Source organism: Methylobacterium sp. Leaf91 (assembly GCF_001422815.1).
In the GTDB taxonomy this organism is placed as follows: domain Bacteria; phylum Pseudomonadota; class Alphaproteobacteria; order Rhizobiales; family Beijerinckiaceae; genus Methylobacterium.
In genome coordinates, this window is record NZ_LMMP01000049.1 from 222,915 (window position 1) to 249,081 (window position 26,167).

General features: G+C 67.7%; 26 protein-coding genes, 1 tRNA gene and 1 pseudogene. 11 read left to right on the forward strand and 17 right to left on the reverse strand.

Annotated features, from left to right (window positions below; genetic code table 11):
* The first annotated feature begins 72 nt into the window (after positions 1-72).
* A complete protein-coding gene (locus ASF32_RS20970; protein ID WP_056433038.1) occupies positions 73-735 on the forward strand; it encodes a thioredoxin domain-containing protein in 663 nt (220 codons plus the stop codon).
* Positions 736-1,108: 373 nt separating this feature from the next.
* Here ASF32_RS20970 and ASF32_RS20975 read toward each other — a convergent pair whose 3' ends face one another.
* The 6 genes from ASF32_RS20975 to ASF32_RS21000 all read right to left on the reverse strand — a co-directional run bounded on the left by ASF32_RS20975 (position 1,109) and on the right by ASF32_RS21000 (position 7,585).
* Positions 1,109-1,876: an SDR family oxidoreductase gene (locus tag ASF32_RS20975; RefSeq protein WP_056433041.1), complete on the reverse strand. Its 768-nt coding sequence runs from the start codon at positions 1,874-1,876 to the stop codon at positions 1,109-1,111.
* A 58-nt stretch (positions 1,877-1,934) separates the two neighbouring features.
* Positions 1,935-4,352: a membrane-bound PQQ-dependent dehydrogenase, glucose/quinate/shikimate family gene (locus ASF32_RS20980; RefSeq protein ID WP_082490482.1), complete on the reverse strand. Its 2,418-nt coding sequence runs from the start codon at positions 4,350-4,352 to the stop codon at positions 1,935-1,937.
* 32 nt (positions 4,353-4,384) lie between these two features.
* Positions 4,385-5,428 carry an SMP-30/gluconolactonase/LRE family protein gene (locus ASF32_RS20985; RefSeq protein WP_082490483.1) on the reverse strand — a complete coding sequence of 348 codons (1,044 nt, stop codon included), beginning with the start codon at positions 5,426-5,428 and terminating at the stop codon, positions 4,385-4,387.
* The gene (locus ASF32_RS20990) at positions 5,425-5,778 is read right to left on the reverse strand and encodes a cyclophilin-like fold protein (RefSeq protein WP_056433044.1); all 354 of its coding nucleotides are present in this window, start codon (positions 5,776-5,778) and stop codon (positions 5,425-5,427) included. Before ASF32_RS20990 ends, ASF32_RS20985 begins: the two co-directional genes overlap by 4 nt.
* A 146-nt stretch (positions 5,779-5,924) precedes the next feature.
* On the reverse strand, positions 5,925-7,145 hold the full coding sequence (locus ASF32_RS20995) for an MFS transporter (RefSeq protein ID WP_056433047.1): 1,221 nt from the start codon (positions 7,143-7,145) through the stop codon (positions 5,925-5,927).
* Positions 7,146-7,189: 44 nt separating this feature from the next.
* Positions 7,190-7,585, reverse strand: coding sequence for a cupin domain-containing protein (locus ASF32_RS21000; RefSeq protein WP_056433165.1), 396 nt, complete (start codon positions 7,583-7,585; stop codon positions 7,190-7,192).
* Positions 7,586-7,717: 132 nt separating this feature from the next.
* On the opposite strand from ASF32_RS21000, the gene ASF32_RS21005 reads away from it, so the two are divergent.
* Positions 7,718-8,611, forward strand: a complete 894-nt coding sequence (locus ASF32_RS21005) for a LysR family transcriptional regulator (RefSeq protein WP_056433050.1) — start codon at positions 7,718-7,720, stop codon at positions 8,609-8,611.
* A gap of 17 nt (positions 8,612-8,628) precedes the next feature.
* On the opposite strand, the gene ASF32_RS21010 is transcribed toward ASF32_RS21005, so the two are convergent.
* Complete coding sequence (locus tag ASF32_RS21010) at positions 8,629-9,909, reverse strand: FAD-dependent oxidoreductase (protein WP_056433053.1); 1,281 nt, start codon at positions 9,907-9,909, stop codon at positions 8,629-8,631.
* Between the two features lie 231 nt (positions 9,910-10,140).
* Between ASF32_RS21010 and ASF32_RS21015 the strand changes: the two genes are divergently transcribed.
* Positions 10,141-10,692, forward strand: a complete 552-nt coding sequence (locus ASF32_RS21015; RefSeq protein WP_056433056.1) for a metallophosphoesterase — start codon at positions 10,141-10,143, stop codon at positions 10,690-10,692.
* A gap of 309 nt (positions 10,693-11,001) precedes the next feature.
* On the opposite strand, the gene ASF32_RS21020 is transcribed toward ASF32_RS21015, so the two are convergent.
* Together ASF32_RS21020 and ASF32_RS21025 are read right to left on the reverse strand one after the other, a co-directional pair.
* Positions 11,002-11,376, reverse strand: a complete 375-nt coding sequence (locus ASF32_RS21020) for a response regulator (RefSeq protein ID WP_056433059.1) — start codon at positions 11,374-11,376, stop codon at positions 11,002-11,004.
* Positions 11,377-11,651: 275 nt separating this feature from the next.
* A complete protein-coding gene (locus ASF32_RS21025; protein WP_056433061.1) occupies positions 11,652-12,854 on the reverse strand; it encodes an MFS transporter in 1,203 nt (400 codons plus the stop codon).
* A 106-nt stretch (positions 12,855-12,960) separates the two neighbouring features.
* Between ASF32_RS21025 and ASF32_RS21030 the strand changes: the two genes are divergently transcribed.
* Positions 12,961-13,569 carry a TetR/AcrR family transcriptional regulator gene (locus ASF32_RS21030; RefSeq protein WP_056433064.1) on the forward strand — a complete coding sequence of 203 codons (609 nt, stop codon included), beginning with the start codon at positions 12,961-12,963 and terminating at the stop codon, positions 13,567-13,569.
* 225 nt (positions 13,570-13,794) lie between these two features.
* Here the strand turns inward: ASF32_RS21030 and ASF32_RS21035 are convergent, their stop codons facing one another.
* The 3 genes and pseudogenes from ASF32_RS21035 to ASF32_RS21045 all read right to left on the reverse strand — a co-directional run bounded on the left by ASF32_RS21035 (position 13,795) and on the right by ASF32_RS21045 (position 15,997).
* A complete protein-coding gene (locus tag ASF32_RS21035; RefSeq protein WP_082490484.1) occupies positions 13,795-14,334 on the reverse strand; it encodes an N-acetyltransferase in 540 nt (179 codons plus the stop codon).
* Positions 14,335-14,559: 225 nt separating this feature from the next.
* Positions 14,560-14,830: pseudogene (locus tag ASF32_RS24865) on the reverse strand (helix-turn-helix domain-containing protein); the annotation flags it as partial.
* 291 nt (positions 14,831-15,121) lie between these two features.
* Positions 15,122-15,997 (reverse strand): SDR family oxidoreductase, encoded by an 876-nt coding sequence (locus ASF32_RS21045; RefSeq protein WP_056433068.1) that lies wholly within the window; start codon positions 15,995-15,997, stop codon positions 15,122-15,124.
* Between the two features lie 353 nt (positions 15,998-16,350).
* On the opposite strand from ASF32_RS21045, the gene ASF32_RS21050 reads away from it, so the two are divergent.
* Positions 16,351-16,779 (forward strand): S24 family peptidase, encoded by a 429-nt coding sequence (locus ASF32_RS21050; RefSeq protein ID WP_056433171.1) that lies wholly within the window; start codon positions 16,351-16,353, stop codon positions 16,777-16,779.
* The gene (locus ASF32_RS21055; RefSeq protein ID WP_056433071.1) at positions 16,776-18,065 is read left to right on the forward strand and encodes a Y-family DNA polymerase; all 1,290 of its coding nucleotides are present in this window, start codon (positions 16,776-16,778) and stop codon (positions 18,063-18,065) included. The genes ASF32_RS21050 and ASF32_RS21055 overlap by 4 nt, the downstream gene beginning before the upstream one ends.
* Positions 18,066-18,256: 191 nt before the next feature.
* Here ASF32_RS21055 and ASF32_RS21060 read toward each other — a convergent pair whose 3' ends face one another.
* Positions 18,257-19,390, reverse strand: coding sequence for a DNA-binding protein (locus tag ASF32_RS21060; protein ID WP_056433074.1), 1,134 nt, complete (start codon positions 19,388-19,390; stop codon positions 18,257-18,259).
* A 185-nt stretch (positions 19,391-19,575) separates the two neighbouring features.
* Between ASF32_RS21060 and ASF32_RS21065 the strand changes: the two genes are divergently transcribed.
* Positions 19,576-20,211, forward strand: a complete 636-nt coding sequence (locus tag ASF32_RS21065; protein WP_056433077.1) for a hypothetical protein — start codon at positions 19,576-19,578, stop codon at positions 20,209-20,211.
* A complete protein-coding gene (locus ASF32_RS25635; protein ID WP_156467918.1) occupies positions 20,208-20,381 on the forward strand; it encodes a hypothetical protein in 174 nt (57 codons plus the stop codon). The genes ASF32_RS21065 and ASF32_RS25635 overlap by 4 nt, the downstream gene beginning before the upstream one ends.
* Positions 20,382-20,464: 83 nt before the next feature.
* Here the strand turns inward: ASF32_RS25635 and ASF32_RS21070 are convergent, their stop codons facing one another.
* Positions 20,465-21,976 carry a hypothetical protein gene (locus ASF32_RS21070; RefSeq protein WP_056433081.1) on the reverse strand — a complete coding sequence of 504 codons (1,512 nt, stop codon included), beginning with the start codon at positions 21,974-21,976 and terminating at the stop codon, positions 20,465-20,467.
* A 251-nt stretch (positions 21,977-22,227) separates the two neighbouring features.
* Here ASF32_RS21070 and ASF32_RS21075 point away from each other — a divergent pair, with 251 nt between their 5' ends.
* Positions 22,228-22,449 (forward strand): hypothetical protein, encoded by a 222-nt coding sequence (locus ASF32_RS21075; protein WP_244483686.1) that lies wholly within the window; start codon positions 22,228-22,230, stop codon positions 22,447-22,449.
* On the opposite strand, the gene ASF32_RS21080 is transcribed toward ASF32_RS21075, so the two are convergent.
* Positions 22,431-24,014 (reverse strand): integrase family protein, encoded by a 1,584-nt coding sequence (locus ASF32_RS21080; RefSeq protein ID WP_056433087.1) that lies wholly within the window; start codon positions 24,012-24,014, stop codon positions 22,431-22,433. The genes ASF32_RS21075 and ASF32_RS21080 overlap by 19 nt on opposite strands.
* 220 nt (positions 24,015-24,234) lie before the next feature.
* Here ASF32_RS21080 and ASF32_RS21085 point away from each other — a divergent pair.
* A tRNA-Arg gene (locus ASF32_RS21085) sits at positions 24,235-24,311 on the forward strand.
* A 349-nt stretch (positions 24,312-24,660) separates the two neighbouring features.
* Here the strand turns inward: ASF32_RS21085 and ASF32_RS26940 are convergent.
* Complete coding sequence (locus tag ASF32_RS26940; RefSeq protein ID WP_280136576.1) at positions 24,661-24,786, reverse strand: hypothetical protein; 126 nt, start codon at positions 24,784-24,786, stop codon at positions 24,661-24,663.
* A gap of 381 nt (positions 24,787-25,167) precedes the next feature.
* Between ASF32_RS26940 and ASF32_RS24870 the strand changes: the two genes are divergently transcribed.
* A complete protein-coding gene (locus ASF32_RS24870; RefSeq protein WP_082470521.1) occupies positions 25,168-25,443 on the forward strand; it encodes a hypothetical protein in 276 nt (91 codons plus the stop codon).
* Positions 25,444-25,560: 117 nt separating this feature from the next.
* On the opposite strand, the gene ASF32_RS21095 is transcribed toward ASF32_RS24870, so the two are convergent.
* Positions 25,561-25,857, reverse strand: coding sequence for a hypothetical protein (locus ASF32_RS21095; protein ID WP_056433093.1), 297 nt, complete (start codon positions 25,855-25,857; stop codon positions 25,561-25,563).
* Between the last annotated feature and the right edge of the window lie 310 nt (positions 25,858-26,167).

Sequence of the window (26,167 nt, forward strand, 5' to 3'; positions counted from 1 at the left end):
CGGAGACGAACCCGTTCCCAACACCCCATCCGGTCGATCCGACCGGGTGGGGGGCGACCGAGGCAATATCGCATGAGATCCACCGAAGGAACGGCGTCTGGACGGATCACCCGTCGCGACCTGCTCGCTGGCCCCATCCTCCTCGGTCCCGCCTGGGCGTTGGCGACATGGCCTTCCGATGCCCTCGCTGTCTCCGTAGGGGACCCCTCGATGGCGGGTCCCCTCGGGGACATCTGGATCGGTGCGTCCGACGCCAAGGTGACGCTGATCGAGTACGCCGCGGTGACGTGCTCGCACTGCGCAGCGTTCCACGACGGGACCTTGCCGGCCATCAGGACCCGCTGGATCGACACCGGGCGGGTGCGCTTCGCCCTGCGCGGGTATCCCCTGAACCCGCTCGACACGGCCGCCTTCATGCTCGCTCGGGCCGATGGCGGACGGCACTACTATGCGATCACCGACCTGTTGTTCGAGAAGCAGGCCACATGGGCCTTCGTGCCGAAGCCCCTCGATGCGATGCGCGACCTGCTGCGCCAGGCCGGGTTCGACCGAGCGAAGTTCGACGCCGTCCTCGCCAATCAAGCGCTCTACGACCACGTGAACCGCGTGCAGGCCCGCGCGACGGAGGGGCTCGGCGTCCATGCCACCCCGACCTTGTTCGTGAACGATGCCCGTTACGAAGGGGCGCTGACGGCCGGGGCGTTCGATGAGGTCATCGCCAAGCTGCCGGCGTAGGAGCATGCAGCTGCCGTTTCGTCCGTCGGCAGGCTCGACGAAACCTCGGCACCCGGTACGCGGATGTAGGGATCGGACGTCGCGCTGGCTCGCCCCCACGCAGTCGTATCGGCAGACCGAAGGTGTTGGACCGCTGAGCCTTGGCCGGTGCGCCGCATAGCAGGGACGTGGCAATGAGAATGCACGTACGGGCCTTTATCAACGAGGGCTCCGAGGTCGAATGGACGGATCGGTCGACCGCACGCTGCGGCTTCCGTCTTGGTGCGGGAAAGGAGGAGGCATCAAAGGATCGTAGGGTGCCGGAGACGTGATTTCGGACCGGCCGGGGACCCACGGTGCAGGGTCCGTGGGCTCCCCATCGGGGTCGACCGCGTCAGGCGACGGTCTGGCCGCCGTCGACCACCATGGCGTGGCCGATCACGAAGGCCGCCATGTCCGAGCACAGGTAGAGCACCGCCGCCGCGATCTCCTCAGACTTGCCCATTCGTCCGACCGGCTCCTGCGCGATCACCCGTGCCAGGCCCTCCGGGGTCCCGCCGGTGAACCGCTGCATCATCGGAGTGTCGATGATGCCGGGACAGACCGCGTTGATGCGAACGCCGTCCTTCGCGTAGTCCAGGGCGGCGCTCTTGGTCATGCCGATCACGGCGTGCTTGGTCGCGGCGTAGGCGGCCTGGCCAGCGATACCCTTCACGCCCGCGCCCGAGGAGGTGTTTACGATGGCGCCGCCACCGTTCCTCAGCAGCAGCGGGACCTGATGCTTCAGGCAGAGGAACATCCCCCGCAGGTTGATCGCGACGAGGCGGTCGAAGTCCTCGTCCTCGATCTCGGACACCGGGGCCACCGGCTGCTCGATGCCGGCGTTGTTGAAGGCGAAGTCGAGCTTCCCGAAGGTCTGGATCGTCCGGTCGAGCGCGGCCTTCACGTCCTCGGACTTGCTCACGTCGCAACGGACCGCAAGCACGCGGCCACCGGCCTCCTCGATCAGGCGGGCGGTCTGCAGGTTGCCCTTCTCGGACACGTCGGCGACCGTGACGGCCGCGCCGGCCTTGGCGAACGCCAGGGCGGTGGCGCGCCCGATGCCGCTCGTCGCACCTGTTACGAAGGCGACCTTGCCGGTGAAATCATGGGTCTGGGTCATCGGTATCTCCGGAATCTGTGGGATCACCGCGCGGCCTCGGAAGGCCCCGCGGAAGGGTTCAGCGGGGCAGCGCGTAGGCGACGAGCTTGGTGCCGAGGCTGATGGTGAGCGGGGGCTTCCCGCCTGCCGCGACCACCACGAACTGGCGGCCGCTGACCGGGCTGCGGTAGGTCATCGGCGTGGCGTTGCCGCCGCCCGGAAGCCGGGCCTGCCAGAGCTCGCGTCCCGTGGTGGCGTCGAGCGCCCGGAAGGTGCGGTCCATGCTGGCGCCGACGAAGACGAGGCCGCCGCGCGTGGTGACGGCGCCGCCGGACACCGGCGTGCCAACCGTCAGCGGCAGCATCGACGGGATGTTGAACGGCCCGGTGTCACGGGCGGTCCCGAGCGGCTTGGACCAGAGCAGGCGCCCGCTCGACAGGTCGACGGCGGCGATGAGCCCCCAGGGCGGCGCGGTGCAGGGCACGCCGAGCGGCGACATGAACAGCCCGCCATAGGCGCCGTAGGGCGTATTCAGCATCGGCCTGTCGGCGTCGCCACCGGGGCTTTGCCCGTCCGACAGCTTCAGCTTGCGCTGGTTCGCCACCTCGCGGGTCACGAGCTCGACCCGGTCGGGGAACCGCATCCAGTTCGCGATCATGATGCCGCGGTCGACATCGATGGAAGCGCTGCCCCAGTTGACGCCGCCGACCGAGCCCGGATCGATCAGGACCGACTTGCCCAACGTGATGGGGGTCAGGTGCCCCTCGTAGCGCGATTGCCGGAACAGGATGCGGCAGAGCAACTGGTCGACGGGGGTCGCGCCCCACATGTCGGACTCCCGCAGGGTCGCGCCCCGGAAGGCCGGCAGGTCGAGGGAGGCGGGCTGGGTCGGCGACAGGCGCTCCCCCGGGCCGAGGTCTCCCTGCGGCGCCGCCACCTCGGTCACCGGCTTGATCGGCTGCCCGGTCTCGCGGTCGAGCACAAAGATCTCGCCGCGCTTGGTCGGCTGGATGAGGGCGGGCCGCATTCCGGTCGCCGTGGGCATGTCGATCAGGGTCGGCTGCGAGGGGGTGTCGTAGTCCCAGATGTCGTGATGGGTCGCCTGGAAGCGCCAGCGCAGGCGGCCGGTCTCGGCGTCGAGGGCGATGACGGCGCTGGAGACCTCCTCGTCGAACGGCCGTCGCAGGCCGCCGAAGTTGTCCGGCGTGGCGTTGCCCATCGGCAGGTAGACGAGGCCGAGCGCCTCGTCGGCGCTGATCGGCGCCCAGCTGTTGGGTGAGGACGGCGTGTAGGTCTCGCCCGGCGGCGGCGCGCCGATCCGGTCGGGATGGCCGGGATCGAAGGCCCAGGACAGTTCGCCGGTGCGGGCGTCGAAGGCGCGGATCACGCCGGACGGGCCGCCCCAGAACTGGCCGTCGGGGATGCCGCCGCCGACCACCGCCTTGCCGCGGATGATCTGCGGGGCCGAGCTCACGTAATACTGACCCGCGGGGTAGGTGCTGATCCCTTCGCGCAGATCGACGCGTCCGTCCTTGCCGAAGTCGGTGCAGGGCTTGCCGGTGGCGGCGTCGAGGGCGATCAGCTCGGGGGTCTGGCTCGCCGCGATGATGCGGGTGGCGCACAGGCCCGTCGCGTTTGGCACGCGGTAATGCGCGACGCCGCGGCACGGCTTGCCCGAGGGCGGGGTGCCGTTCGACATGTCGTGGCGCCAGCGCTCGCGCCCGGTCTCGGCATCGAGGGCCATGACGCGGTTGTGGCCGTCGCACAGGTAGAGGGCATCGCCGACCATGATCGGCGTCGCCTCCAGGGCGGTCGCCGGTCCGGGCGTGTCGGGACCGGTCTCGGCCTCCCACGCGACCTCCAGCTTGCCGACGTTCTGCGGGGTCAGATCGGCGAGCGGGCTGAAGCGCGTGCCGCCCGGGTCGTTGCCGAAGCTCGGCCAGTCCTCGCCCGTGATGCGGGCCAGGGGTTGCGGCAGCGTGCCGGGCGCACGCTCGGCGACGCCACGGCGCAGGATGGGTTCGGCCGGTGCCACCGGGTGCAGGGCGCCCCCCGCCACCACGGCGAGGATCAGGGCCCCGGCGAAGGCCGGCCATCCCCATGAACCGGTGAGCCTGCGGGGGCCGGCGATCCGGACGGGTGGCAACAGGAGCGCCAGTCCAAGGACGAAAGGAGCGAGCAGCCTGGGCAGGAGCTGCCAGGCGTCGAAGCCCACCTCCCAGACGGCCCAGGCGGTTGTCCACACCAACATCGCGGCGAAGAGCGGTACGCCCATCGGATTGCGCCGCCAGACGAGGACGCCGCTCGCGAGGACGATGGCTCCAGTCAGCAGGTAGTACGGTGAGCCACCGTACCAAGCCAAGGCCGCGCCCCCGGCGCCGAGGGTGAGGCCGACGAGGACGAGAAGACCGGCGACCGCACGCCGCGTCCACACCGTCACGGGGCCGTCACCGATTGCCGCGGCCCCGGACAGGGGCACCGGTTCGTTGGTTTTCATGGTGGTAGTTTCCGTTGGACCGGTGGCGGGCGTCATCGATGCGAGAAGAGCGGCAGCGCCTTCGCGAAGGCCTGGGCGTGGAAGATCGTGGAGCCCTGGCCGCCGGTGCCGTCGTTCGTGACGATGAGGAGCTCGTCGGTGCCGGGCCGCAGCGCCATGCTGGTGGAGCGCAGGTTGTGGCCGTCGTCGCGCCCCGGCAGCAGCACCTGCCCGATGGGGATGCCGTTGCGGTTGAACGCCAGGACGCGGCCCTGCCCGTAAAGGGCGACGTAGAGGTTGCCGTCGGAGTCCGTGCGCATCGAGTCGGGCGCCGGACCGGTGAAATAGTAGGCCACCGTGGTCCCGAGCGGCGTCGGCGTGGTCGCGTCCGCGAGGTCGACCCGGTGCAGCAGGTTGCGACCGAACTCGGTGACCCACAGGGTCTTGCCGTCCGGGCTCAACGCCACGCCGTTGGCTAGCGCGAGGTTCGGCAGGATCGGGGTGACGGTCTTAAGGTCCGGCGCCACGTAGTAGGCGCCCCCCTTCGGATCGGTGGAGGTGCCCCGGAAATCGGTGAAGTAGAAACCGCCCTCGGCATCGAAGACGAGGTCGTTGACCACGTACCCCGCGTCCGGCGGGATAACGGTCCGCATGTCCGTGCCGTTCGGTCGGACCGAGACGATGGAGCCGCGCTTTAAGCCACCGGTGCCGGCGGCGAAGATGCGGCCGTCCCTGTGTATCGCGAGACCACCCAGGTTCAGGGCGTTCGCCGGAACGACCGTGGTCAGTCGCCTGTCCGGCGTCAGGCGCAGCACGCGGCCGGTGCCGGCATCGGTGAGCAGCAGGTCGCCGGCCCGGTCGAAGGACGGCCCCTCCAGGGGGATCCCTTCGTCGGAAACCTTGAACCAGGGCTGGGCGACCACGCTCTGCAAGTCCCGCTCGCCGGGCGGGATGGGCACCAGTCCGCGTGTCCGCGCATCGTAGGTCAGCTTGCCCGGCGCCTCGTCTGCCGATGGCGCTCCGACCGTGCCCGCGAGGCAGGCCGCAACGATGAGGGTGCGAGCCAGGGCCTGCCGTCCCGGCGTCCCGGCGGTCATCGGACGGCCTCGATGGTCACCTTGACCGGGCCGGCTTGCCGGAAGGCATCCGGGATGCGGCTCAGGCGGCCGAGGCGGACGAGCCCGCGCGAGTATTCGAAATCCTCGTAGTAGATCGCGAGATTACCCCAGGGGGCATAGTAGGCGATGTCGCCGGGCTCCGGGTCGGCGCCCAACGGCTCGCGCTGGACGGACAGGCGCCTGGGCAGATCGCCGATCTTCTCGGTGCCGTTGTGATCCTTCAGGGTCAGCGTGAGGGGCAGGAGCGCGCGGAAGGCGCGCGCGGCCTCGCCGGCTTCCAGGGTCACGGTGACGGTCTCGCCGGCGAGCCGGATGCGGATGCTTTCCATCACGGCTGGCTTTCCGTTTGGAGATGAGGAAGGCCGAGCGTCCGGAGCGGGCTCGGCGCGAAGCACAGCTTCGCCGGAGAGGACGGCGGCCATCGCCGCGGTTAGAAGCGTCGCAGCTCGGGTGGCACGTTCCATGAGAGGGCCCATCAATTCGAGGTGCGGCTGCCGTCGACCGGCCGCTGACGCCAGGCGAGGAGGGCGACCAGGGCAGAGGCGCAGAGCGCGGCGGCGCTGACGGCGAAGGTCGCGCGGTAGCCGCTCGCGTCGTAGGCGAGGCCGCCGAGGGTGGCCCCGAGGGCGATGGCGAGTTGCACCACGGCGACGAGCAGCCCGCCGCCGGCCTCGGCCTCGTCGGGCAGCGCCCGGCTGAGCCATGTCCACCACGCCACGGGTGCCGCCGTGGCGATGAGCCCCCATCCCGCGAGCAGGGCGGCCGACGCCACGGTCGAGCCTCCGACCACCATCAGGGCTATGGCGATGGCCGCCATGACGAGGGGCATGGCGATCAGCAGGCTGAAGAGCCGTGTCCTGAGCAGGAAGCCGATGAAGTAGGAGCCGACGAGACCCGCCGCGCCGGTGCCGAACAGGATCAGCGAGAGCGTCGCCACGTCCACGTGGGGGACCGTCTCCAGGAACGGGCGCAGGTAGGTGTAGAGGGCGAACTGCCCGAGGAAGAACAGCGAGACCGACAGCATGCCCAGGGGCACCTGGCGCCGCCGAAGCACCCGGAACACCGTGCCGGAATTGGCCGTCCGGTCGGACGGCATCGTGGGCAGGCTCATGAAGAGCCAGGCCAGCGTCACGGCCCCCAGCGGGACGACGCAGAAGAAAGCGCCACGCCAGCCGATATAGGCCCCGAGGAAGCTGCCGAGGGGGGCGGCAACCGTGGTCGCCAGGGCGTTGCCGCCGTTGAGAAGGCCAAGGGCGCGCGGGAGCTCAGACTCCGGCACGAGACGAATGACCGTCGCGGTCGACATCGACCAGAAGCCGCCGATGACGACGCCGACGAGGGCGCGCCCGGCCATGAAGATCGCGGTGTTCGGCGCGAAGGCCACCATCAGGCCCGAGGCGATCATCAGGACGGTGAGCACGAGCAGGACGGTGCGGCGGTCGATCCCTCGCGTCGCCGTCGAGATGACGAGACTGGTGAGGACCGCGAACAGGCCCGAGACGGCAATGGCCTGGCCGGCATGCCCCTCGGTCATGTGCAGGTCAGCCGCGAGCGGCGTCAGCAGGCTAACCGGCATGAACTCGGAGGCGATCAGCGTCGCGACGCAGAGGGTCATGGCGAACACCGCGCCCCATCCGCGGGCCGGCGTCTCGCGAGCGAAGGCGGCATCGTTCGCGCAGGCTTGGTTCGTGTTCATGGGCACGCCGCCCCTTCCTGGGTGTTCGAGTTCGAGGGCGCGTCTCAGGCGCCGTACTGGCCGTCGGTGACCTTCTCCATCCAGTCGACGGGGCTGCCGTTCAGCGCCTCTTGGATGGCCATGTGGCTCATGGCGGTGGTCGGGCCGGCGCCGTGCCAGTGCCTCTCGCCGGGCGGGAACCAGACGACGTCCCCGGGGTGGATCTCCTCGATGGGGCCGCCCTCGCGCTGGACCCGGCCGCAACCCGCGGTGACGACCAGGGTCTGGCCGAGCGGATGGGTGTGCCAGGCCGTGCGGGCGCCGGGCTCGAACGTGACGAGGGCGCCGCTGGTGCGGGCCGGCTCGGTCGCGCCGAAGAGCGGGTCGATGCGGACCGTGCCGGTGAACCACTCTTCCGGGCCCTTGCCGGAGGGCTGCGAGCCCGCGCGTTTGATGTCCATGGCCATGCTCCGTCGTGATCGATGGGGCCGGGCGCGCGAAGGCCCCCGGCGATGCTGGATCGGAAACTAGCGTTTGGGTGCGAACCCGATTAGGTGCTCAAATGAACATGGGGTCATGAGCAGGGCTTATGGATGCTGCGTGAGAGCCTGAACGACCTGAGTGCCTTCGTCGCCGTGGCGCGGGCGGGCAGCTTCACGAAGGCCGCCGCGCAGCTCGGGGTATCGCAGCCGGCGCTGAGCCAGACGGTCCGGGCCCTTGAGGCGCGCTTGGGTATTCGGCTCCTCGCGCGCACCACCCGGAGCGTGTCGGCGACCGAGGCTGGGGAGCGGCTTCTCAAGGCCGTGGGGCCGCGCTTCGACGAGATCGAGGCCGGCCTCGTCGACCTTGCCGAGATACGCGGCAGGCCGGCCGGGACCATTCGGATCACCGCGGACGAGCATGCGGCGCGAACGGTCCTCTGGCCCGCCCTGCGACGCGTCCTGCCCGGGAACCCGGACATTAAGGTCGAGACCATCGTCGATTACGGCCTGACCGACATCGTCGCTGAGGGCATCGACGCCGGCATCCGGCTGGGGGGGACGGTGGCAAAGGACATGGCCGCGGTGCGGATCGCGCCCGACATGCGCATGGCCGCCGTGGCGGCGCCCTCCTACCTCGCGGGGCGTCCGGGTCCGCAGCGGCCGGAGGACCTCACCGACCATTCCTGCATCAATTTGCGTCTGCCGACGCTCGGGGGACTTTACGCCTGGGAGTTCGAGAAGGGCGGGCGGGACGTCCGCGTCTGGGTCGAGGGGCAACTCGTCTTCAACACGGTCACCCTGATCCTGGAGGCGGCGCTCGACGGGTTCGGGATCGCCTACCTGCCGCAGGACCAGGTGCAGGCCGGCCTGGACGACGGTCGGCTCACTCGGGTGCTGGATGACTGGTGCCCGCCATTCTCAGGCTATCACCTGTACTATCCGACCCTGTGCCGGCCTTCGCCGGCGTTCGTCGTGCTGGTCGAGGCGCTGCGCTACCGGGGATGAGGTCGCCGTAGGGCCGCTCACGTTCCCGTAGCGACGAGAGGGTCTCGCAGCCCTAGGCCGTGCCTGTCCCGAAGCGCCGCCATCGCCTCGTCGGCAGCTCTTTGCCCGCTGTCGTGAGCCCCGTGGGCGGTTGTGAAGTCGAAGGGGTGGGTCGCCTCGCCCGCGAAGAAAAGACGGTCCTCGAAGGGGCGGGCCAGCTGTGCCCGTGCACCGGATCGGCCCGGCAGGGCGCAGCTATATGCGCCGCCGATGGAGGCCATTCGGCTCCACGACGTCGCCGCGAGCGGCCGGATCGCCGAGACTACGTCGCTGCCGAACAGGGCGGCCAACTCCGCCGAGACGAAGGCGAAGCCGGCGGCCGGGCCCTCCTCTTCCACGATGCGGGCGCCTTCGCCCCCGAGGAACGCCTCGATCACCGGCCATCCGTTCGGGCGGATGGAATAGGCCGCGGCCCTTGGGTCGTGCAGGTCGCCGTAGGCATGCGAGTCCGGCTCGAACGCGGCCTCCCGGCCGATCTCCAGGAAGACCTTCTCGTTGTGACCAAGCGGCAGGGCGGCGGCCGCCTCGCGCCACGGGTCGACCCCGGAGGGAAGGCGGATCGCGTCGCCCGCCAGGACCGCGGTCGAGACCGTGATGATGGCGGCCCCGGCGCGGACGATGCCGGCGCGGGTGGTGACGGCGACGCCGTCCGCCGTCAAATCGATCCGCTCGGCGGGGGTGGCGAGGTGCAGCGTCGTCGAGGACGGCAGGCTGGCGGCGACCAGCGTGCCGTAGCCGAGCGGAAGGTGCCAGTTCTTGCCGGTCGAGGCATCGTCGTAGGCCAGGTAGTCGGTCGCTGAGATCGCCTCGGGCCCGACACCGCTCATGAAGCCGGCGATGGCCCGCACGTAGGCGTTCCAGGTGCCGCCGGGTTCAAGCGCGTCGCTCGCCCGGTCGCTGCCCGCCGCGGCCGAACGGAGCCGCTCCTCCCAGGCGCCGAACGCCCGTTGCGCCGCCTCCTGGGCGTCCTCGTCCTGGGTGATGCCGGGGTGGGCCTTCGTCCATGGCGGCTCGCCTCGGTCCACCGGGAAGCCCGACGCCTCGGCGATGACCACCCAGGCGTTGCGGTCGCCCGAATGAAGCCATTCGCACCCGAGGTCGAGCGGATACCCTCCGAGGTCCTGCGTGTGCGCGCGGCCGCCAAGGCGCGACGACGCCTCAAGCAGCAGGGCCGATAACCCGTGGACCGCAAGCCGCCGGGCGGCGCCGATGCCGGCGGCACCTCCCCCTACGATGATGACGTCGAACGCGTTGCCCATGAGGTAAAGGTGAGATCGGCCGACGCCGCTTCCAAGGTTCGGGCGGCAGTCGCACCGCGCCGAAGCCTGATTTGGTCCGCGGACATGCTTTCCACGCCTTGCCTCCCACGACGGACCAGGGCACGGTCTTCCCGTTCCCAGGAGACCCCGATGATACGCATAGGCCGCCACCCCGCCGACTGATCCCGGAGTGCCGCCACGCGCCCAGCCTCCGCTCACGCCGAGGCTGCCATGCATCGCCACTTTTTCGTTTCCGACACCCATTTTGGCCACGCCGCGATTTTGTCCGAACGGATGTCGCTTCGCCGTCCGTTCGCGTCCATCCAGGAGCATGACGAGGCGCTGATCGCGCGCTGGAACGCCGCCGTCCGGCCCGACGACACCGTCTGGCACCTCGGCGACTTTTGCTATCGCTGCTCGGAGACCTACGCCCGGGACGTGTTCCGCCGCCTCAACGGCCGGCGTTTCCTCGTCCGTGGCAACCACGAAAAAATCGGGGCGCGCCTGCCCTGGGACGGGCCCGTCGTCGACGTCGCCCGGGTCGTGGTCCAAAACGCCGACGGGACATCCACGGGGCTTTGGCTGTCGCATTACGCCCACGTAGTGTGGCCTCGCATGCACCACGGTGACCTCCATCTCTACGGCCACTCGCACGGCAGCCTGCCCGGGACCGCCACCAGGACCGATGTCGGCGTCGACTGCTTCGAATTCCGGCCCGTTACCCTCGACGAGATCCGCGTGAGGCTGGCCGAGAACGCTCGTGCCGCCCAGGACCAGCCATGAGCCGGCCCCTGGGATACGCCGACCAAGGCTCGGACGCATTCGGGCGATGCCCTAACGCCGGGAAGCGACGAGACAGGTAGGCCGACGCCGGCAGATCTTTTGTCGCTCTCGAACGAAGACGTGCCTACGTGACACGGCGCGACCGAGAGCGACGAGACCGGTCCCAGGTTCGATTGGAGCCACGGGCGGACATGGTTAAGGAATCGTTGATTCGGGAAGCGGGCAACGGGAAGCGCATCCCGCGTCCCGCTTCCTTCGGAGCCGAGATCGACCGCCACGGCAGGGACAGCGACGCGTAACGGCCGACGGTCAGACAGCGTGATGGATCGCGTCGATGACCTGGTCCGCGCTGTAGGGCTTGGGCACGAACAGGCCGTGGTCCGGGATCTCACCGTCGGCGAACCGCTGGCGTCCCGATGTCACGACGAGGCGGATTTCAGGCCAGGCGTCGTGGACACGTCCGGCCAGGGTCACTCCGCACATGGTGCACGGCATGTCGACATCGGTGAAAAGCGCACCGATGTCCGAGCGCTCGTGAAGAATGAACCACGCCTCATCGGCATGTCGCGCCTCGACGATTGAAAAGCCCGCATCCTCCAGCATCTCGACCGCGCAGAGTCGCACGAGGTCGTCGTCCTCGACGACGAGGACGGCAGAGGCTTCCATGGAGCGCTTTGTCGTCATGGGTTCGCAACACAAGTTAGGGCGATTGGTTGCCGACCGACGCTGCGTCATCTGCTCTCCCGAGCAGTATAGCCTGACGCCTGCTGTGCGATTGCGACCGGCAGGTAGCCTTCCCCGGACCGACCTTGGCGCTCTCATTTCCTTTATGGTCCCGAGGGCACCCGCATCTACCGGACCTTGAGGACCTCGGCGACACATCCATCGAGGCGGCCGATAGGGCAAGGCAAGCGCAAGCCAATCCGGCGAACATCGGCAGCCCCTACCTCCGGGAATGATCAGGCGGCGCCGCGGCGGCCGGGCTTGAAGCCGTGTCGACGAGACGCCGCGGCGATTGCGAATGCGGCCGCCGCCAGCGCCATGACCACCCAAGGGAAAGCCTGCGCGCCCCAGCGATCCAGAATGAGTCCGCCCAGGAGGCCTCCGGCCGCGATGGCGGCGTTCCAGACGGTCGTGACCATCGCGTTGGCGTAGTCGACGCCATCGCCGGCCGCGTCCCCGATGGCGGTCTGGAGTTGGGTCGCCGCGCCTCCGAACGACAGACCCCAGATCAGCACGCATGCGATCAGGCCGGCGGCGCTACCACCAAAGGCCCCGAGCATCAGGGCGGTAAGCGCGAATGCGCCGAGGCTCGCCAGCACGAGGGTCCGCAGCATGCGGTCCACGAGCACCCCGGTCAGCCAGATCCCGGCAAGCGCCGCCAGACCGAAGCCGAGGAGGAGCAGGTCCGTGCGCGCCTGTAGGCCCGACAGCGCCGCGAAGGGGGCGATGTAGGTGTAGAGAATGTTATGCGCCGTCATCCACGTGAGGATCACCGCCAGGACCGGCCGCACTCCGGGTGTCGTGAGGACCTGGCGCACGGATGACGTCTCTCCCGCCGGCTGCCCGGCGTAGTCGGGGACCCGCCGGAGTACCCATACGATCAGGACCAGCGTGGTGGCGGACATGGCTAGGAAGGCCGCCCGCCAGCCGACGGCGGCTCCGAGGAGCGTTCCGGCCGGCACCCCCAGTGAGAGCGCGACGGGCGTCCCCACCATGGCAAGCGCGAGCGCCTTGCCCTGCAGGCGCTCCGGCACCATGCGCCGAGCGTAACCCGCGAGGATGCCCCATGAGAGACCTGCGGCCATCCCGGCGAGGAACCGGGCGACGAGGATAAGGCGGTAATCCGTCAAGAACGCCGTCAGGGTGTTGAAGATCAGGAAGCCGCCAATCGCGGCGAGCAGCGTCGTCCTCCGACGCCAGCCCCGGGTCCATGCGACGAGCGGGATGGCCGCGACGAGCGAGCCGGCCGCGTAGCTCGTCACAAGCTGCCCCGCCAACGCCTCCGAGACCTGTAGATCCGTCCCGATCTGCGGAAGCAGGCCCGCAGGGAGCGTTTCCGTCAGGATGGCGGTGAAGCCGGTCATCGCCAGGGCCAGGAGGGCCGAAACCGGTAGCTCCTCGTCCCGTCGTTCGGCGAGGACGGTCGTCGTTGTTGCCATTATCGGGTGCCTTCATCTGGAACGTTCGATCCAGATATCGAAGGGTACGGATGCTTGTCAACGACTTATGGATCGATTATTCCAGATGATGGACGGGAGATGAGCCATGGCACGCACCGGGCGCCCACGCGGCTTCGACCGCGACGCCGCGATTGAGGGCGCGATGCGCCTGTTCTGGCATCATGGCTACGATGGCACTTCGCTCGACCGATTGCGCCGCGGCATGGGCGGTATCTCGTCGGCAAGCTTCTACGCGGCCTTCGGCTCGAAGGCCGCGCTCTACCGCGAGGCACTCGACCGATACTTGGCTTCGCATGGTCGCGTGGTGGCCCCCCTGCACGACGAGAGCCTGCCGCCGCGCGAACGGATCTTCGAGACCTTGAAGCGCTCGGCGAGGATGCAGGCGGATACTACGCACCCGACGGGCTGCCTCGTCACCCTGTCCGCCCTGCTCGGTGGGGATGAAGACGACGCGGTGCGAGCACTCACGGCCAAGGAGCGGGCCTCCAATCGCAATCGGATCCGGCGGTGTGTGGAGCAAGCGGTCACAGCGGGAGAACTGAGTGGTCTAACGAACGTCGAGGGGCTCGCGTCGCTGCTCGACGGCATCCTGCTCGGTCTTTCCATCCAAGCACGTGACGGCGTCCCGTCCCAGGTTTTGACAGCTGCAATCGAGACTGCCGATGCGCTTTGGAATGCCAATCGCGCCCGCTGACGCCCTGCATATCCGGCACGTCGCCTTCGTCGAATGTTCGCCGATATCAGTGATCATGTCTTAAATGGGTAGTGAGCGGTTTCCGACGCTATGTCTGCTTGAATGCATCCGCCGCCTGGAAGCGGGCAAGCAGAAGTCCACCCAGTCCCGTCGAAGAGCGGACGGACAGGTCCCAACCCACTTGAGCCGTCCATCTCACTTCGTAACAATCTGCGGAGCGGCTGTTCAGTGCTCAAGCCAACCCTCAGCGTAACAAACTATGCCAGACACGCCGTCGAGCGCACCCGGCTTTAGCGGCAAGATCATGCAATTCGCGTCCGGTGCATCGAATGGAAGTTTGATCGGGCAGCGGCTCAAACGCTCATAGCCGAATTGCTGGTAGTAATTCGGGATACAAACAAGCAGGATAGTCGCGAAGCCAAGAGCGGCGGATTGATCGTGAGCATAACTGATCAAGAGCTTGCTGATCCCTTGGCGCTGGAATGCTGGCACTACTGATAAAGGTGCCAGAGCCAGCGTTGGGAAGGCTGAGTAACCAAACCCAATATGCGCCTTCGTCAGCAGGACATGGCCTACCGCTTCACCGTTGACTTCTGCAAGCAAAGAAAGCTCAGGGATATATGCGTCCGACGCCCGCATAAGATCGACCATAATGTGTTCGCGGTGATCGCTGTAGGGGACATCGGCATAGGCACGCTGTACGACCTGGGCGATGGTCTCAGCGTCTCTGGGATGTTCTCTTCGAACTGTCACCACCACGTTCATGCCTCGGTTCTGCGTTTGCTATCCTGCTCCCACAAATCAAAAGCGACCGGGTCACTTTCCACCCGACCCGGTCGCAGAGCGGACCGACGGATTTCGACACATGCCAGCCGTAAGCGCTTCCCGAAAGCGGCCATGCGACGGCCGCCTCCCAACATCGACTAGGGATGGGAACGGGACCATCACCCTTCGCCCTGAAGCGGACGTCCCGGTTCCGACCCAAATGCATCAGCCGGCGGAGTCTACGGACGCGACGCCCATCGCCTCCCGGCGTACGAGAGCCCAGTCGATCAGCGCCTCGATGGATGGCCCGAGCGCGACCCCCCTCTCGCTGAGTGCATACTCGACCTTCGGCGGCACCTTGGGGGTAGACCGTTCGGGTGACGATGCTGTCCTTCTCCAACTCCTTGAACTGCTGGATCGGCATCTTCTGGTTCACGCCTTCGATCCGCTTCTCCAGCTCCGAGAACCGTAGCGGTTCCTTTGCGGCAAAGAGCTGGACATCGCATCCTAAACAGCGTCCGCTTTGCGGGGCGATCTGCCCGACAGTAGACGTTCCCAGCTTCCGCAAAAGGTCGTGGGCGGTCCCTGCGGCCATGTTCGCTTCGCTGCATATGCTGACCGGAAGCGGGCTGGCAATAAACCACCCAACCCTGTCGTGGAGCGGACGGACGGGTCCCTACCCAACACAAACGTAGGGACCGCCATCAGCACGTCCCGAAAGCGGCCCCGACCGGTAGGCTACGAGTGGGGGACGGTAGAAACGACCGCCCCCGGGAATTGATGCCGATCAGAGGACGGGCATTCCACCCGCCACGGTGACCAGGGCACCCGAGGTATAGCTGCTCTCGTCGGAAGCCAGCATCACGTAGGCGGACGCAAGCTCGGCCGGCTGGCCCGGGCGCCCGAACGGCACCTTCGAACCGAAGGACTTCACCGAGTCCTGATCCATGCCGGAGGGGATGAAGGGCGTCCAGATCGGCCCCGGCAGCACGCCGTTCACCCGGATGCCCTTCTCGGCCAGCAACTGGGCGAGGCTCAGCACCAGGTTGCTCAGGGCGCCCTTGGTGGCGCTGTAGGCGAGCAGCGACGGCATCGGATGTTTGGAGTTCACCGACGAGGTGAAGATCACCGATGCGCCGGGCTTCATGTGCGCCATGGCCGCCTTCGTCACGTAGAACGGGCCGAAGACGTTCGTGCGGAAGTGGTCCTCGAAAACCGCGTCCTCGATGCTATCCAACCCTTCGTTCGGCTGCTGGAAGGCACCGTTGTTCACGAGGAGGTCGAGGCCGCCGAACGCTTCGGCGGTGCGTGCCACGATCTCGCGCCCGTAGGCCGGGTCCTTGAGGTCGCCCGGCAGGAGAAGCGCACGCCGCCCCGCCTTCTCGATCCAGCCCTGGACGGCCTCGGCGTCCGCCTGCTCCTCGGGCAGGTAGGAGATGGCCACGTCCGCCCCCTCGCGGGCGAAGGCGATGGCGACCGCCCGCCCGATGCCGCTGTCGCCGCCGGTGATCAGCGCCGCCTTGCCGGAAAGCTTGCCCGAGCCCTTGTAGCTCTCCTCGCCGTGATCGGGCTCGGGGGCCATCTTGCCGGTCTTGCCGGGAAAACCCTGGGGCTGGGCCTCGAACGGCGGCCGGGGGTACTTCTGAAGGGGATCGGTCGTCATCGCATTTCTCCGAAGGGGATGCCGACCCAACAGGATGCCCCCAGTGGTGTTCCTGTCGCCCTCGCATGCCAGTCCGGCCTTTTGACAAGGGGGGCGAGCCGGAAGCGGGCCCCCGGCCCGTTCCAGATGGTTAACGGATTCCTTCCAACGGGTAGCAATAGCCGCAAGCGCTACGCCCTCGGAGGCAAGAATTTGCGCCGGTTCTCGCGCGGAACCGCGGCCCGGCGGCGGGACACCCACCCCCCAAGGCAAGGACGCGCCCACCAAAATGTGCCTCCCCGGACAAGCGTAGCCGCTATACGGAACCCGCCGAACGTGTTCTGCTTTTGTTCCTGGATTCGCGGAGGAGCACCATGCAGATCAGCGGCGTCACCATCGGTTTTCCCATGCCGGTGTCCCTTCTCGCCAAGGCCGTCCGGGCCGGCTTCCCGAGCCCCGCCGACGACTTCATCGAGGAAGAAATCGACCTTCAGAGCCTGCTGATCGTCAACCGCCCGGCGACCTTCCTGGTCCGCGTCGCCGGCGACAGCATGCTGCTGGCCCACCTGCACGACGGCGACCTCGCCATCGTCGACCGGTCGCTCACCCCACGCACCGGCGACATCGTCGTGGTCGACATCGACGGCGAGCGCTCGTTCAAGGTCTGGAAGCGCCAGGGGCCACGGATCACCCTGCACTTCGCCAACCCCCGCTTCCCCGAGTTCCAACTCTCTCCCGACGCCGTCATCGAGGTGTGGGGCGTGGTATCCGGTTCCGTCTGCGCACGGCGTCGCTGCGAATGAGCGCCCGGGCCTACGCCCTCTCCGACGGAAACTCGTTCTACTGCTCGTGCGAGCGTGTCTTCGACGCCCGCCTGGCGAAGGTGCCGGTGATCGTGCTGTCCAACAACGACGGATGCGCCATCGCACGGACCAACGAGGCCAAGGCGCTCGGCATCAAGATGGGCGAGCCCTGGTTCAAGATCCGCGAAATGTGCAAGGCGAAAGGGGTGCGGGTCTACTCCTCGAACTACGCCCTCTACGGCGACATGTCGGCCAGGGTGAACGCGGTCTACCGGGACTTCTCTCCCCGCATCGAGATCTACTCCATCGACGAAAGCTTCCTCGACATCTCCGACGTCCGCGAAAGGGATCGCGAGTCCCTGGCCCGCGACATGCGCGAGACCGTCCGGGCGTGGACGGGCATCCCCACCTGCGTTGGCATCGGACCCACCAAGACGCTGGCCAAGCTCGCCAACCACATTGCGAAGAAGAACCCCGTGCTCGGCGGCGTCTGCGACCTGACCGATCCGGAGCAATACGACCATTGGATTATCCGGGTGCCGGTCCCCGACATCTGGGGCGTCGGGCCGGCCAACGCCCGCCGCCTGGAGGCCTTGGGATGCGACAGCGCCGCCGACGTCCGGGACCTCGATCCGAAGGTCGCCCGCAAGACCATGACCGTGGTCGGCGAGCGCCTCGTGCACGAACTCCGCGGCACCCCCTGCCTCGACCTGGAGACGGTCGCCGCCACCCGGAAGGGATGCGCGGTCACCCGGTCGTTCTCGGAACGCGTCGAGGATCGCGCGACCATGGAACAGGCCGTCGCCACCCATGCCTCCAGACTTGGCGAGAAGCTCCGGCGCGAGGGGTTGGCCACCAACCACGTCACCGTCTTCTTCCACACCTCGGAGCACGACCGTGACCGGCCGCAACGCTCGGTCTCGACGGTCGTGACGCTCCCCGAGGCGACCAGCGACACCCTCGCCCTGGTGAAGGCCGCCACCCACGGCGTCCGGAAGACCTGGCGGGACGGGTACCGCTATTCCAAGGCCGGGGTGGTCACCACCGACCTGATGCCGCTGGCGGCCTCGCAGCGGGCGATGCCCGGCCTCGGCCAACTCGACCGCGAGATGGGGGCCGCCCTGATGGAGGCGCTAGACGCCTGCAACCGTCGCTTCGGACGCGGAGCGGTCGTCCCGGGCGCCGCCGGGTTCGCCCCGAAGCGCGAATGGTCGACCAAGTTCGAGATGCGCTCGCCACGCTACACGACGAGGCTCGACGAACTGCCTGTCGTAGCAGCTGCCTAGGCTTTCCACGGCTCCGTGAAATGCCGCCCATCCTGATCGAGGCGGTACGATCCCGGTCGCACGGTGATTGAGCGTTCTAACCGTCACCCTGAAGACCCAAATGGTCCCAAAGTGAGAACGCCCATGCCGGTGAAAACCCGTTGTGACGGCTTCCGGGCCGAAGCGTAACGCGTCTCGGATGCCGCTACGCGTTACGCGGCCTCCTCGGAGTCGTGCGACCGGCTTCCGGGCCAGGGTCCCGTGGCGGCGAACTTCCCGTCGGGCAGCTCCTCGAATGGCCGTTTCCACTCTATGCGAACGCGAAGCTTGTACCGGAGACGCCCAGGCTGGATGGGCTTGTAGTCGTTCGTACGCTCCACCCAGCCAGGCGGCAGGCGCACGAGGATGTCTTCCACCGTGAGCGGCCCGACCTCCCGCAGCAGGTCATGGACCTCCGCCACGAACAAGATCCAGAATCGTCGTGACGAAATCCTCGGCTCTTCGGGTTCGTCGTCGACCTCTGGCTCAGGAGGGGGCTCTGGCGGCGCTTGGCGGGTGTCCGCAAGGGTGAAGCAACCATCGACCTCGGCAAGCCCGTCGCCGGTCTCGACCATGCGGAGCAGGTGGTAGCGCAGCCAGGCCGGGGTGAGCGGCATGTCGATTTCCGTCGCGCCCTTGATCAGCCACGGAGGAAGCGCGGTGTGCAGGGCGTGCACCCGCATCGGCCCGCGCCTGGACAGTTCATTCCCGACCTGCTCGCGGACCTGAACCCAGAACGCATCCATCTGGCTCACCAGCGAGCGACCACGGACCTTGCCGTAGACGCCCTGGAACATCTCGATCAGCTTCTCCGGGCGAGGGGCCTCGGCGGCAGGCAGGGCAATGGTCGTCACGGGGCCGGAGGCACGGAGGCGGGCGATCTCCGCTTCCAGGTAGGCCACTTTCGCCTCCAGGGCGTCGGCGTGGGCCAGGGCCTCGTCGAGGGTCTCGCGGAACGCCTCCCGCTCGCTCTCCCCGTTCGAAATCTCACCCATCCGGGCTCGGGTCTGCTCGACGCGGACCTCCTCCATCAGCGCTACGCCGAAATCCGTCAGGCGTTTCTCCAGCGCCTCCGGAAGGCCTGCCGCCTCGATGATGGGTCGGTAGCCGCGCTCCGCCTTCCACAGTTTGACGCTCGCCCCGATGTCACCGAAGGACCCCTTGTCGCCGAGCTCCTTCCGGACGTTGCGGACCGAGACCCGTTCCTTCGGTTGTCCCTTTGCAGGCTCACGGGTCCGTATCCGGTCCGCGGCATCCCAGACGTCCTGCTTCGCGACCATGTCCGCGCCCCCGATCAGTCGGGGCATGATCCTCGGAAGCCGTGAAGAAACAGTCGTTCCTGCTTGATGATGCGAACGACGGGGCAACCTGGCACTGACGTGGAACGAAAAAACGTCACCTGAGGCTGCGGAAGGTCGGCGCGCGTTGTAAACTTGGCCGGACGATTCACGCTTTCTGTTCTCGCTCAAATTCCTCGGACACGCACCCGACGATGGCCAAGGCCGATTACCATCGCAACGCGCTCCGTATCCTTTTCATTCTGGTGAAGGGCAGTCGCCCATACAGCGGCGAACCAGTCCCGGGCTATGACCGCTATTTTCGCGGCGAGACCAAAGTTCAGGCGCTCGATTTCTGGATACGCTACTCGGACTACCTCGCCGACGAGATCCTCTCGATCTTCGAGGCGACGAACGATCCGGGCCTCCTCGCCATCGCCGGCAAAATCTTCGAGGACGAGGAACCCGATCTGCGTCGCGTGCCGATGCTGAGACGGTACTTCGGGGCCTACGAACCGCTCGATACCGTGCTCGGCTTTCTCAAAAGCCGTAGGTTGGTTCTGCCTCGCTCCCGGAGGATGGAGACGGGTAAGGACGAGCACGACTTCCTGCTCGGCCCGAAAGCCTCCGAACTGGTCGAGAGTATCGTCGCGGATATGCCGGACCTCGCCTGGTACGACCGCCGCGTCGATCTCGTGCTGCGCGTCGCGGACGGTCGCGGCGGCTTCACCCTGAAAGCCCGTCAGCATGAGCAGAAGGAATACCACGATGCCGCGACAGGCGACCTGATCCCGACGACCGCCGAACGCGTCCGCCTCAGGCTCGAACGACTTCAGGGGAAAACGTCATGAGCGAAGACCGTAAGAGCTTGGACGCGACCTCCCTGTTGGCGGCCATCGCGACGAAGTCCGGGCGATCCGTAGCCGAGGTCCGTTCGGTGCTCGCCGGTCACGGCGTCGACTACAAACCGTCAATCGCCATTCCCAAGCATCTCTGCATTCGCTCACTCGCCTTCCCATAAGCCCGGGGACGGCCTTCCTCGGCGTGCGGCTGAACGAGCGGCGCATGCACACGCAACGGAGCGCCGCCTTTTCGAGCTCTCGGTCAGACGTCGGACTGCTCCGGCTGGTGGGAGCCGAGGCCGTCGCGGAGGGTCGGCGGCTCTGGATCACCGTCGAGGAGTTCGGGAAGGTCGTCGCGACCGTCGAGGACCACCTCACGGCCAAGGATGTCGCCGCCAGGACCGGGTTCTCGGTGAAGCAGGTCGGCCACCTTGAGGAGGCCGGATTGCTGGCCGTCCTGCCCGAGGCCGAACGGAACGCGGGCTCGAAGCGCCGCTTCCTGCGCCCGGACGTCGATGCCTTCATGGCGAGGCTGTTTCGGAACGCCGTGCCGGTGGCCAACCCTGCCGAGCCGCGGATGACGGTCGAGCGCGCCGCCCCCGGCCTGCGTGTCGGCACCGTCGAGATCCTGAACCTCATCCTCGACGACCGGCTCGCATGGGTGGGACGCCATACGACTGGCCGGCGCTACGGCGACCTCCTGATCGACCGTGACGAGATCCTCGGGGTCATCCAGGGGGAGGGCTCCGCCGACGAGGTGAGCGAGCCCGAGGCGGCCGCCATGCTGGTCGGCGTGGACCCGAAGAAGCTGTGGTGCCTGGTCCGGGCGGGGATACTGGAATGGTCGCCGGGATACCGCCCGCGTGATCCGCGGTCGGTCAGGGCCTTGACCAGGGCGAGCGTCGAGGCGTTCGCCTTGGAGTACGTCACCCTTCAAGAGGCGGCCGCCGTCCTCGGCCTCGCACCCCAGAAAGCGCTGCGCCGGCTCGCGGAAGCTGGCATCGCGGACGCGGCTCCATACGACCGCGTCCGGACGAAGCTTTATCGACGCCGCGACCTGGCGGCCTGCCGGTTGATGGTCGACGCCGCCTGACCGACCGCCGCGGTCAGTGCATCCCCGGCGCGGGCGCCGAGACGAGGTCGAGGTCGAGGTCCACCGACGATCGTACGACACCTGCATGATGCCGAAGGCCATGGCGGCGCAGCACATGCGGCACGCGTCGTACCGAAGCTGGAACTCGGCCGCCGCCCAGGCCTCGGCCGTGACGGGCGCGTCGCCAGAGATGTCGGCGCGAAGCAGGTCGAGCTCCTTCCGGATATGATCGGCGTCGAACGCAACCACCGGGACGCGGGAAACGAAGTGCTCCAGCATCCCCGGATCGACCGGGACCTGATGGTTGTCGAACCGGAACCAGCGCAAGCCCGTCGCCGGGTCCGGAGGAGTGACGTTGTCGCGCTGGGCGCACATCGACATCATCCCGACCACGCTCTCGATGGCCTCCTCCCGCGTGGGGACGGGCTCCGGGGTGCCGACGATGGTGGGAACGCCGGGCGGCAGGCCCTTGAACTCCAGGTCGGCATGCCAGCCTCCGCCTTCCTGGTAGAGGTGGACCCCGGACGCCTTGGATAGCTGCCAGTAGGCTTCGGCGGCGGCGTAGACGTTGCTCAGGGCTTCGACCTGAACGCCCGTCACGTCCACGAGCTCGCCCTTCAACTTGACGAGCAGGGACGCCGCCTTCGCACGGTTCTGCGGATGTCTATGCTTGTAGCCCATGGCGGTGCCCCGTCCCGTCTTCGGCGAAAGCGCCGAACGGTCGAGGAATTCTCAGGTCCGAGGTCGCAACCCACAAACCGCTTGAGGGGTCATCGCACGTGAGGTTGCACCGGCCCTCGACATTGGTGCGGTTCATTGGTGACAGGAGCGTGCAACTATGGTGCTCGCCGCCCAGGCCCACCTAGGGGCCCAACGCGGAACATTGGGTCGGCTATCACGTTTGTTCTTCATTCGTTCTCATGAGCGAATCGATGGAGACAGCCGTGGACGAGATGGAGCGCGCTTACCTGGAGGCCTCCGGCGGCGATGCGCGGGACGCCCTGCGCCGGGCCCTGGGCGATGCCCTGCAGGAGCTTGCGGCCGTGGACAGGCAGGTCAGCCGGGGTTTCGTGAGGGCGGGCAAGCCGTCCGATCTCGCCCGCAAGTTGGGGCGGGACCGGCGTGACCGGCAGGGTCAGGTCGCCGCCGTCTGACGCGCGCGTTGCCGGGTCGTCCGCCCCTCCGCCCATGCCTTCGCCGAGGCGGCCGCGCGCCTGGCCTTTTCCGCGATCGGATCCTTGACCCCGCGCTGCCTGAGGTTCTCCGCGACGAGCATGGCCTTCAGGGTCTCGCTGTCCGGGAGCTCGACCGCCCGCCGGGCAACCACCAGGGCGTCGCTCCAGGCCTGCAGGGCGGGGGCCTTGAGCTCCAGCATCTGGTCGCCGGTGTATCTCCTCGTCACGCCGTTCCCGTCCACGACCTGGAGCAGGTCCGAGTTGGCGTGATCAAGGACCATCCCGACCTGCGTGGCAGGGATCGCGTGGTCCTTCTGCGAGACCGTCGCGAACGCGCGGCGGACGTCGTGGGGGCTAGCCCGGCGACCCGGCATGGCCGCGACTGCGTGCGTGAGCGTGTCCTCCGACATGTGCGCCACAGTGCCTCCGGCGCGACGCGGCCGCATCCCGGGGAAGAGCCATTCCGACCGGACCGTCGCATCCCCCGTGGTCCGCCGAAGGTAGGCCTGCACGCGCCACCATACGTGAGGGGGAAGCGGCAAGGCATGCGACCCGCGGCGTGGATCCTCGGGCGTCGGGGCTCCGCGACTGATCTTGCGATGACCTTGCCACCACAGCCCCCATCCCTCCCGCGCGGCCCAAGGCTCGAACTCGTCAACGCGCGCCTTCACGACGCTGAGCCTGCGCTGCGCGGTGTAGATGAGGAGCTCGATGGCCATCCCCACGCTGTCCGAAAGGACCCCATGCTGCGCGACCGCCAGCATATGGGCGACCTCGGGCAAGAGCGGGAAATGACGGCGGCTCTTCACGCTGCCCAGGCGGGGCGCCTTGAGCCCGAGCATCGCCCCGGCCTTCGCGCCGGACCGCCGGACCTGGCCGGGCTCGGCCATCCATTCCCAGAAGCGGCGGGTGACGCGGACGACGTCCTTGGCGGTCGACCGCTTGTCCTCGGAGACCAGGGACTCGACGATGGCCGCGACGTCCGGTGCCTCGATCCTCGAAACGAATCGCCTGTCCAGCGTCCGCATGGCCAGGCCGCCGACGACCCCGCTGTAGTTCCGGACGGTCGCGGACCTCAGGCTCCCGGCCTCGGCCTCGCGCTTCATCCAATCCTTCCATGCGGCGCGGGCCTCACCGTACGTCCACGTCGCCGGGGGCGCTGTCTTCGGCATGTATTCGGGGACGGCGATCTCCTCGCCAGCGGATTGGCCCCGGCGGCGCTTGGCCTCCCGAGCGACCGCGGCCCGCTTGAGCTCGATCCACTCCCGGGCGGGCTCGCCCTTGCCGGCATCGATGTGCCGGCGGACCTCGACGGCCACGGCCCGGGCCTGGGGGAGGGTCCACGTCCGTGCGTCCCCCAGCAGGACCCTATGCTGCTTGCCCTCGTACCGCGCCCGGACGTGCCACGACGCGGCCGTCGGGGAGAGGCGCAGCGTCAGGCCGGGGCACCCGCCGTCGGCGACGTCGCGGGGCGGGGCCGTGGCCTCGCGGATAAGGGTGGCAACGATGGATGCGTCGAATACTAGAGCGGCCTTGGCTGCCATGTGCTCTCCGGGGTGAGCGTCTGCTCTACCGCGTAGCACACCAGTAGCAATGGATTTCCCGCCCCCCGGCTGTGGATGATGTTTCGGGATCCGACGCCAGGGTTACGAAAGGCCCGCTTGGATACCCGGAAAACCGGGCCATTCCGTAGGCGAAACGCCTTGCGGGAGAGTCCCTTATGGACGGGTAGGGAGGGTGGTGGTAGATGGGGGTCGGCGTCCCGACTCCGTAGCTCAGCTGGATAGAGCAGCCGCCTTCTAAGCGGCAGGTCGTTGGTTCGAGCCCAACCGGGGTCGCCATCTCTCCGCCATCACGCGAGGGCCAGAGTAAGCTCCGCCAGATCCGCCCTTGAACGCCATTCCGTGAAACATGTCGTACGGTGCAGCCAGTCTCGTGTGACGGTGACCGCGACGCTGGCATTCTGTTGCATTGGTCAGGACTGAATGACCGCGTTCGGGGTGAGCGAGCAATAAAGTTTGCCGCGCTGCGTGGCTGTGGGCTGAAGAGCATCAGCGATCCAGCACGACAGGTCGCCACAAACAGTCGGGGCAGGAGTTCGGATCACATCCGCGAGACCCTCGGAAGATCACGGTAGACAGTGACGCCAGGGCAGCAACGATCGGGATCCTGGTCGTCTCATCCTTGAGGCTAAGACCGCCCGAACAGCGCGATCAGGGCGTGGATCACGCTCGCCCCGCCCACTGGTGCAACGAAGAGCAGCACCACATTCAGTCCGACGATCCAGACGACCGCCCGCTCTTGTGCCTTGGTCATCGGGGGCTTGCGTGAAGGCGGCTCCCAAGCCGGTTCTCGCGGCGGCTTCCAACCCTCGTCCACGAACATCGGCGACCTCATCGCCGACTCAAATCGCATCACCGCATGGCCGGCACAGCGATAGTAGAGCGGAGTAAAGAGATGAGGCAATCGCCTACGTTGCGAGATGGAAGGCGTCAGGGTCGGTCTGAACTCCGCCAGTCGACAAGCTAAGCAGACCTCGAAGGACTCTCGGCACAGACATCGATCCAGATCGTCTCACCCGATGCCCTCGACGACAGGCTCGGCCTGCCGGATCGTCATTGCCGCCTGTGCCGGAACGTCACAGCTGAATTTTGCGTTTCCTTCGGCGTGCACCGCGCCAGACTCAGGGAGAAACGCATGAAAGCTTTGACGCTTGCCCTCGCCGGGGCATTGCTCCTCGGATCGCCCGCCCTCGCTGCGGAAGGTGGCTCCGGAACCACGAAGTCCGGCACGATGAACAACACCGGGCCGAACGATGCGGGAGCCGGTTCATCGCCGGGAGCCGCCGGGAGCGGCCCCTCCACGGGAGACAAGAGCCGCTCAGGCACGTCGAACAGCACGGGCGCCAATGATGCCGGTTCGGGGTCGTCTCCGGGAGCATCGGGCAAAGGTACCAGCGCGCCGACCCGCTGACGTCACTGAGGGCGGATCAGGCCTGGGTCTCATGCGATCCAGGCCTATCGTCGCCCGCCTCGCTACCATCGAACGAGGGGGTGCTTCCGGGTCGGCCGGGAGCACCCTTCGTCATTCTCAGAAGCCGAACCGCACGTAGGGGCGGGGTGCGTAAGCGTAGGGCCGAGGAGCATAGGCGTAAGGACGGTAATAGGGCCGGTAATACGGGCGATATCCGTAACCATAGCCATAAACCGGCACGGGGCGGGGCGCGTAGTAGCCGAACGCGCGGGATGTGGCCTTGCACCCGAACGCGGAGGGGTAATAGCCGTAACCGCACCCGCCGGCAGCCTCGGCTGTGGTGGTTGTGGCGGCAGACATCGTCAGGCCACCAATGACGGTGGCAAGGAGGCCATAAGTCTTGACATGCTTCATGACACAAACTCCGGATCGCGTCCCCTCGGGATTAAAGCTTCACCGCGGGGCGTGCTGCATCAAGACACCCGATCGCTGAACAAATTCTGACATTTTCGCCGCCTGCACCTCCCTACCGTACGAGGGACCTTGAGCGCGCGATTTCGTGATTGAGAAAGGGTGACCGGGGAGCTTTCGCGAGGGCGTACCGTTCCTGCTAGAGCCGTGCCCGCTCAGCTTGGATCATAGGCATCGTATCCAGCGGCGGTGAGATAGTTGCGGCACTCGTTCGGCCGGAAGGCAGAGAAAGCCTCTCGAATGGCGATGGTCA

What these genes read in the sequence shown, in the direction of transcription:
- ASF32_RS20970 (WP_056433038.1), top strand. Translation starts at nt 73, where the DNA reads ATGAGATCCACCGAAGGAACGGCGTCTGGACGGATCACCCGTCGCGAC.
- ASF32_RS20975 (WP_056433041.1), bottom strand. Translation starts at nt 1,876, where the DNA reads ATGACCCAGACCCATGATTTCACCGGCAAGGTCGCCTTCGTAACAGGT.
- ASF32_RS20980 (WP_082490482.1), bottom strand. Translation starts at nt 4,352, where the DNA reads ATGAAAACCAACGAACCGGTGCCCCTGTCCGGGGCCGCGGCAATCGGT.
- ASF32_RS20985 (WP_082490483.1), bottom strand. Translation starts at nt 5,428, where the DNA reads ATGACCGCCGGGACGCCGGGACGGCAGGCCCTGGCTCGCACCCTCATC.
- ASF32_RS20990 (WP_056433044.1), bottom strand. Translation starts at nt 5,778, where the DNA reads ATGGAAAGCATCCGCATCCGGCTCGCCGGCGAGACCGTCACCGTGACC.
- ASF32_RS20995 (WP_056433047.1), bottom strand. Translation starts at nt 7,145, where the DNA reads ATGAACACGAACCAAGCCTGCGCGAACGATGCCGCCTTCGCTCGCGAG.
- ASF32_RS21000 (WP_056433165.1), bottom strand. Translation starts at nt 7,585, where the DNA reads ATGGACATCAAACGCGCGGGCTCGCAGCCCTCCGGCAAGGGCCCGGAA.
- ASF32_RS21005 (WP_056433050.1), top strand. Translation starts at nt 7,718, where the DNA reads ATGCTGCGTGAGAGCCTGAACGACCTGAGTGCCTTCGTCGCCGTGGCG.
- ASF32_RS21010 (WP_056433053.1), bottom strand. Translation starts at nt 9,909, where the DNA reads ATGGGCAACGCGTTCGACGTCATCATCGTAGGGGGAGGTGCCGCCGGC.
- ASF32_RS21015 (WP_056433056.1), top strand. Translation starts at nt 10,141, where the DNA reads ATGCATCGCCACTTTTTCGTTTCCGACACCCATTTTGGCCACGCCGCG.
- ASF32_RS21020 (WP_056433059.1), bottom strand. Translation starts at nt 11,376, where the DNA reads ATGACGACAAAGCGCTCCATGGAAGCCTCTGCCGTCCTCGTCGTCGAG.
- ASF32_RS21025 (WP_056433061.1), bottom strand. Translation starts at nt 12,854, where the DNA reads ATGGCAACAACGACGACCGTCCTCGCCGAACGACGGGACGAGGAGCTA.
- ASF32_RS21030 (WP_056433064.1), top strand. Translation starts at nt 12,961, where the DNA reads ATGGCACGCACCGGGCGCCCACGCGGCTTCGACCGCGACGCCGCGATT.
- ASF32_RS21035 (WP_082490484.1), bottom strand. Translation starts at nt 14,334, where the DNA reads ATGAACGTGGTGGTGACAGTTCGAAGAGAACATCCCAGAGACGCTGAG.
- ASF32_RS21045 (WP_056433068.1), bottom strand. Translation starts at nt 15,997, where the DNA reads ATGACGACCGATCCCCTTCAGAAGTACCCCCGGCCGCCGTTCGAGGCC.
- ASF32_RS21050 (WP_056433171.1), top strand. Translation starts at nt 16,351, where the DNA reads ATGCAGATCAGCGGCGTCACCATCGGTTTTCCCATGCCGGTGTCCCTT.
- ASF32_RS21055 (WP_056433071.1), top strand. Translation starts at nt 16,776, where the DNA reads ATGAGCGCCCGGGCCTACGCCCTCTCCGACGGAAACTCGTTCTACTGC.
- ASF32_RS21060 (WP_056433074.1), bottom strand. Translation starts at nt 19,390, where the DNA reads ATGCCCCGACTGATCGGGGGCGCGGACATGGTCGCGAAGCAGGACGTC.
- ASF32_RS21065 (WP_056433077.1), top strand. Translation starts at nt 19,576, where the DNA reads ATGGCCAAGGCCGATTACCATCGCAACGCGCTCCGTATCCTTTTCATT.
- ASF32_RS25635 (WP_156467918.1), top strand. Translation starts at nt 20,208, where the DNA reads ATGAGCGAAGACCGTAAGAGCTTGGACGCGACCTCCCTGTTGGCGGCC.
- ASF32_RS21070 (WP_056433081.1), bottom strand. Translation starts at nt 21,976, where the DNA reads ATGGGCTACAAGCATAGACATCCGCAGAACCGTGCGAAGGCGGCGTCC.
- ASF32_RS21075 (WP_244483686.1), top strand. Translation starts at nt 22,228, where the DNA reads ATGGAGACAGCCGTGGACGAGATGGAGCGCGCTTACCTGGAGGCCTCC.
- ASF32_RS21080 (WP_056433087.1), bottom strand. Translation starts at nt 24,014, where the DNA reads ATGGCAGCCAAGGCCGCTCTAGTATTCGACGCATCCATCGTTGCCACC.
- ASF32_RS26940 (WP_280136576.1), bottom strand. Translation starts at nt 24,786, where the DNA reads ATGACCAAGGCACAAGAGCGGGCGGTCGTCTGGATCGTCGGACTGAAT.
- ASF32_RS24870 (WP_082470521.1), top strand. Translation starts at nt 25,168, where the DNA reads ATGAAAGCTTTGACGCTTGCCCTCGCCGGGGCATTGCTCCTCGGATCG.
- ASF32_RS21095 (WP_056433093.1), bottom strand. Translation starts at nt 25,857, where the DNA reads ATGAAGCATGTCAAGACTTATGGCCTCCTTGCCACCGTCATTGGTGGC.